At 58.5% G+C, this 4,954-nt stretch carries 6 protein-coding genes; all 6 read left to right on the top strand.

Annotation, left to right across the window (positions count from 1 at the left end; genetic code table 11):
* Positions 1 to 470: 470 nt before the first annotated feature.
* Positions 471 to 1,442, top strand: coding sequence for a tyrosine-type recombinase/integrase (locus SGJ19_19875; protein ID MDZ4782512.1), 972 nt, complete (start codon positions 471 to 473; stop codon positions 1,440 to 1,442).
* A gap of 551 nt (positions 1,443 to 1,993) precedes the next feature.
* The gene (locus tag SGJ19_19880; protein ID MDZ4782513.1) at positions 1,994 to 2,287 is read left to right on the top strand and encodes a hypothetical protein; all 294 of its coding nucleotides are present in this window, start codon (positions 1,994 to 1,996) and stop codon (positions 2,285 to 2,287) included.
* 347 nt (positions 2,288 to 2,634) lie between these two features.
* Positions 2,635 to 3,666, top strand: a complete 1,032-nt coding sequence (locus SGJ19_19885; protein ID MDZ4782514.1) for a DUF932 domain-containing protein — start codon at positions 2,635 to 2,637, stop codon at positions 3,664 to 3,666.
* Positions 3,667 to 3,677: 11 nt separating this feature from the next.
* Positions 3,678 to 3,893: a hypothetical protein gene (locus tag SGJ19_19890; GenBank protein ID MDZ4782515.1), complete on the top strand. Its 216-nt coding sequence runs from the start codon at positions 3,678 to 3,680 to the stop codon at positions 3,891 to 3,893.
* A 101-nt stretch (positions 3,894 to 3,994) separates the two neighbouring features.
* Entirely contained in the window at positions 3,995 to 4,309 is a 315-nt protein-coding gene (locus SGJ19_19895; protein MDZ4782516.1) for a hypothetical protein, read from the top strand.
* Positions 4,310 to 4,447: 138 nt separating this feature from the next.
* Positions 4,448 to 4,954, top strand: a 507-nt coding sequence (locus SGJ19_19900; protein ID MDZ4782517.1) for a ParB N-terminal domain-containing protein, incomplete at its 3' end; no start/stop codon positions are given.

Consider the following 4,954-nt stretch of genomic DNA (forward strand, 5'->3'; position numbering starts at 1 on the left):
AAACCGTTGGCACCACCGACCCCTCACTCACGTTCCGACGTGAGTGAGGGGGTGGTAATAAGCTTCTCTTCCAGTGACATTCACAGAGCTGTGTTTAGTCGGGTCTAATTCACTATCACATCGCTGGATATAAAGCACCGTCTGGAGAGGACAGCGGCGAAAGTAGGAATGCACCGATGTGGACGTCGACTGGCATGCCGTGCGGCCGGATCTGGGCTGTCGAAGCGGTTCGTCTTGCCGCAAGAGTAAACAGTGCTGGACAAAAGACGTTGTCCGGCGCTATGGATGGAGTTTCGCAAAACTCACCGGGTCGCGTAATTCCGTCAGGTGCCGACTGAGCAATGCCACACTCCGTTTTCCAGGCACTTGCCCGATGGATCGACCAGATGGTTGGTGAACCCGAAGCAAGCTGAAATCGCAAACGAGCGGTTGGCACAGTGAAGAACCGCTTGAGATACCAATGGAGAAAGATGACCGACATAACGAACGTGCTGGCTACGGTCGAAAGGCCAGAACCGGCAGACCTACCGACACTCATTCGGGATGCCGGTGGGGCAGCTCGATTCGCGTTCGAAGAGTTTTTTTACGGACAGATCCGTAATCCCTCCACGCGGAAAGCGTATCTGCACACCATTCGCTTGTTCTCCGATTGGAGCGGCTTACGCGGCTTGGATTTGGTCCGCGTGACACCGGCCGATGTCGGACGATTTCTCGATTCTCTGCCGGTTGCCTTACCCACTCGAAAACTGCACCTGGCGGCGCTGCGGCGGTTCTTTGATGGGCTCGTCATGCGGCATGTCCTGATCCTGAATCCGGCGTTGTCGGTGCGCAGCGAGCGATATCAAGTCATCGAAGGCAAGACGCCGGAGATTACTGTCGAGCATGCGCGGCGATTGCTGAAGAGCATCGCGGCGTCCCACGATGTTGGCCGCCGTGACTTCGCCGTGATCGGCATTTTGATCTACACGGCCGCCCGCGTCGGGGCAGTCGCCAAGTTGCGGCGGCGCGATTTCTACGAAGTCGGCGACCAATTCTGTCTGCGGTTTCACGAGAAAGGCGGCAAGGTCCGGGAGATTCCCGTGCGCCATGACCTGCAACTGTCGCTGAATGAGTATTTGGATCGGAGCGGTCTGCGGTACGCCGATCCAGCATCGCCGTTGTTTCGGACCGCGATCCGTCGAACCAAACGCCTCACAAACAATACCATGACTGCGGACGATATGACGCGCATGGTCAAACGCAGGTTGCGTGATGCGGGATTGTCTTCACGTTTGTCGCCCCATTCCTTTCGCGTGACGACTATCACCGACCTCTTGGAACAAGGCGTTCCGTTGGAAGACGTGCAGTATCTGGCTGGCCACGCCGATCCACGAACGACGCGACTTTATGACCGCCGCAAGCGTCGTGTCACTCGAAACATCGTCGAGCGAATCTCGGTGTAGAACCGCTTCCGTTGCACTCGGGGCGCTGCCCCGAACCCCGGGATTTTGGGAGGCATAGCTCGCATCAAAGTGACGGGTGAGAAATGTTTGAAATGTGTGCGGTCGAAGGGGAGCGCCCGACCGCCTGGCGGAACCTTGTGCGTGGCTGGTTAACTGCCTGCATAAAAACTGGGCGGCGCGACCGGTGGCGATGAAGCCTGATCGCGCCGCCCCTTTCACGTCTCTTCGACGCTTCGACGAGGTTATCCCTGGCAGGTTGCGTCCCCGCAGTGGCCTGCGTCCGTTTCACCTCGCGCCCGCACTTTGCCACAACATGACACGGAACTCAATTCGCGACGTTCAAGCACTTTATCAGCGTTGCCGATGCCACCAAGTCGTGAACATCAACGCTCCGCAGACGATGGCTGCCCGTTCTGGAAACAGCAGACACAAAGCAGCGATGACCATATACAGCGCGGGCATGGCCGAAAGGCTGCCATGACTCCCAAACGAGGTCACCTTGACGCAATTCTCATTTTGCATTTCCCGCCTGGCTATGGTACGGATCAGGCATGCTAAAAGCGTTTGTCGGAATCGTCAGTCAACAGGGAATCGAAGTCTTCTGCCCGGAAGACCCTGCCACCGTGCGTTTTCTGTGGCGTCGCGTCCAACGCGAGCGCGGACGCACGGCTTGCTTCTGGAGCGTCATCCCCAGCGAAGCCGTGGAACTCATCGAGTCAACGCTTAACCTTGGCCTGGCGCACGAAGCGCTCGATCACCTTCAGCAACTGGCCTGCGACTACGGAATTCTTGTCCCGCACCACGAAGAGACCTCACCCCAACACGCCGCAGGCCACCGGGGATAACCACTCGAAATAACCGGCGACATTTCCGGTTGTGTCCTGTCTCCGGCCAAAACGTGACATTTCCCCAACTGTGTGGTACGGAATTCACTCGACGTCAGGCCGCTCTTTGCTGTGTTCCATCCGAGTAGTCATACAACCGTCACTCGATTGATGCTGTCGATAGCTGCATCAACCGAGAGGGCGGTGGTGCCCCAAGGTTTTTGTCGGTTAATTCCTTCGTAGCCTGGCCGCTTTGCCCGCAGCCACTTTCGTCTCAGACGGGCCAAAGTCTTGTCGTTCACCAGCCGGGTGCCGGTGAACGCTGTGGCTTTGGCACCCGAAATCTCGTTTTATCGAGGAGACGTATGATGGCAAGTTTAACCCGAGCCAACCGCGAGCTGTATCGACGCGGTCCTGACGAGTCTTTCCAGACTCTGAAGGAACTGCACGACCACTGTCGGCAAGAGCGGCAGTACTCCGCCGACTTATGGCAGTTGCCGCAAACTCTGCTGCCGATGGTCAGTGACGGAGAATTGTCCGTGACACTGGAGAAAGGTGAATCGGTTGGTCTGAATGATTGGTCGTTCAGCCAGATGTGTCGCCTATCCGGCATCAGCAAGGAAACGATCAATCGCTTCCATCCCGAGACGGCAACGCTCGCTTTCCGCGATACGCTGCCTCAAGCCGAAAAGCCCGTGCAATTGTTGACGACGGGCAAAACGGTGCGGTCGGTTCACGGCGTGTCGTACACGCGACTGTGGAACTCCGAACTGATTGAGACGATTCGCGACGTGGCGACGGACTTTCAGCCGCCACAAACCGCCTACAACTGCGGGACCGGGTTGTATTGCGGCGAGCAGGACATGTTCTGCTTTCTCATCGACCCGACTGGCTGGATCGACATCGACGGTGAATCGTTTGCGCCGGGTTTCTTTGTCTGGAACTCGGAAGTTGGCCGCCGCTCGCTCGGCATGCAATCGTTCTGGTTCCAGCGCGTCTGTCAGAACCACATTGTGTGGGACGCGGTACAAGTCGTTGAGTTTTCGCGAAAGCACACGGCCAATGTCCGTGACGGCTTGCAGGAAATTCGTCGGCACATCGAAGCCCTGGTCGCCAAGCGGGACTCCCGCCGCGACAAGTTCGCGGAGGTGCTCAAGAAGGCGATGCACACGCGGCTCGGCTCAGATTCCGAAGAGGTCGCCAAGGAACTCGGTAAGCACGGAATCCCGCAGCACTACATCAAGGATGCGATGGAGATCGCGCGAGCCCAGGGCGGGTTCACGATCTTCGCTTTGGTGGATGCCCTGACGCGGCTCACGCAGCGTGTCACGTTCGCCGCCGACCGAGCTGAAGCCGACTACAAAGTGGCTCAGCTTCTGTCGCTGGCCCTCGCGGCGTAAGGCGGTGCCCTATGGACCCGCAAGCCGCTTGGAATCAATTGCAGGAAGCCTATCGCGTCCGCGATTGGGAGACCGTCCGCGAACTGGCGCAGTCGTTGCTTGACTGGCTGGAACGCGGCGGCTTCCCACCCGTGACACCGGAGGCCCAACCGGACGACACGGTTCGACAACGAGCAATCGTCACCCGGTTCTGCCGTTCCGCGCTGCAACAGATGGTCGAATCGTAGTCGCCACTGCGCGAATGCTTTCGACCACAGCTCTGAATTGGCCTCGACGTTCGAGGTCATTGGTTTCTCGACCTGTTTCATTCAACGAAGGAGACTTTCGGATGGCAACCGCCACGAAATCAAAACCCAAAGAAGCGAAGAACCGCCCGGTTCACGAAATCCGCTTCGGCCGCATCCGTGCTGCCATTTGGCAAAACGAGACGGAAAGCGGGATGCGTCACAATGTGACCATCTCCCGGCTCTACAAGGACGGCGACGACTGGAAGGATTCGACGAGCTTCGGACGCGATGATTTGCCACTGGTAGCCAAGGTCTGTGACCAGGCTCACTCGTGGATCTTCGAGCAGTCGTCCAACGGCTCGAACGGAAACGGCCACGGCGAAAATGGCGAACACAGCGGCGAAGAACGCTTCTAACGCTGCTGACTTGCTTGAAATTCGTAGCCATCATCAAGAAAGGATTTGGAGAGCGGCACCACCCGCCACTCTCCTCTTGCGCTGATTGGCCCTTCCTGCCTGCGAATCCGCCCCACGAAACTGAACATCACAATCTCTGTGAAACTCGTGCCCCTGAAATTCTTGCGTCTTCATCCCGATGCGAACCGCGTTCCCCGGATGCCGCCGGAACAAGACGCCGAGTTTCTAGCGGACATCGCCGAACGAGGTGTTCGAGTGCCCATCGAGATCATCGACGGGCGTGTCATCGTCGATGGCAGGAGCCGCTATTTGGCCGCCAAGCGGTTGGGTATCAAACGAGTCGCTGTGATCCGTGCGCCGCTGAATGGCGACGATCCCGTCATCTACATGCTGCGTGCGGCCACCAAACGCCGCCACTTGACCGACGACCAACGCGCTTGCCTCGCGCGGGAAGAAATGGAGATTCTGAGCCGGATCGCCACACGGGAACGCGCTCGACTGGGTGGACTGAACGGCGGCCGTGGCCGGACGAAGACCAGCGATAGCTTGCCGATCACAGCGGTCGGGAAGCAGTCGCGAACGAAGACTTCTCGCGGCACCGTGGCCGTGGCCTATCGCGTGTCTGAACGCCGCATCCGCGCCGCT

The sequence above is a fragment of the Planctomycetia bacterium genome, assembly GCA_034440135.1.
In the GTDB taxonomy this organism is placed as follows: domain Bacteria; phylum Planctomycetota; class Planctomycetia; order Pirellulales; family JALHLM01; genus JALHLM01.

Excerpts from the sequence above, each read along its gene's own strand:
- SGJ19_19890 (MDZ4782515.1), top strand. The coding sequence starts at position 3,678 with ATGGACCCGCAAGCCGCTTGGAATCAATTGCAGGAAGCCTATCGCGTC.
- SGJ19_19875 (MDZ4782512.1), top strand. The coding sequence starts at position 471 with ATGACCGACATAACGAACGTGCTGGCTACGGTCGAAAGGCCAGAACCG.
- SGJ19_19885 (MDZ4782514.1), top strand. The coding sequence starts at position 2,635 with ATGGCAAGTTTAACCCGAGCCAACCGCGAGCTGTATCGACGCGGTCCT.
- SGJ19_19880 (MDZ4782513.1), top strand. The coding sequence starts at position 1,994 with ATGCTAAAAGCGTTTGTCGGAATCGTCAGTCAACAGGGAATCGAAGTC.
- SGJ19_19895 (MDZ4782516.1), top strand. The coding sequence starts at position 3,995 with ATGGCAACCGCCACGAAATCAAAACCCAAAGAAGCGAAGAACCGCCCG.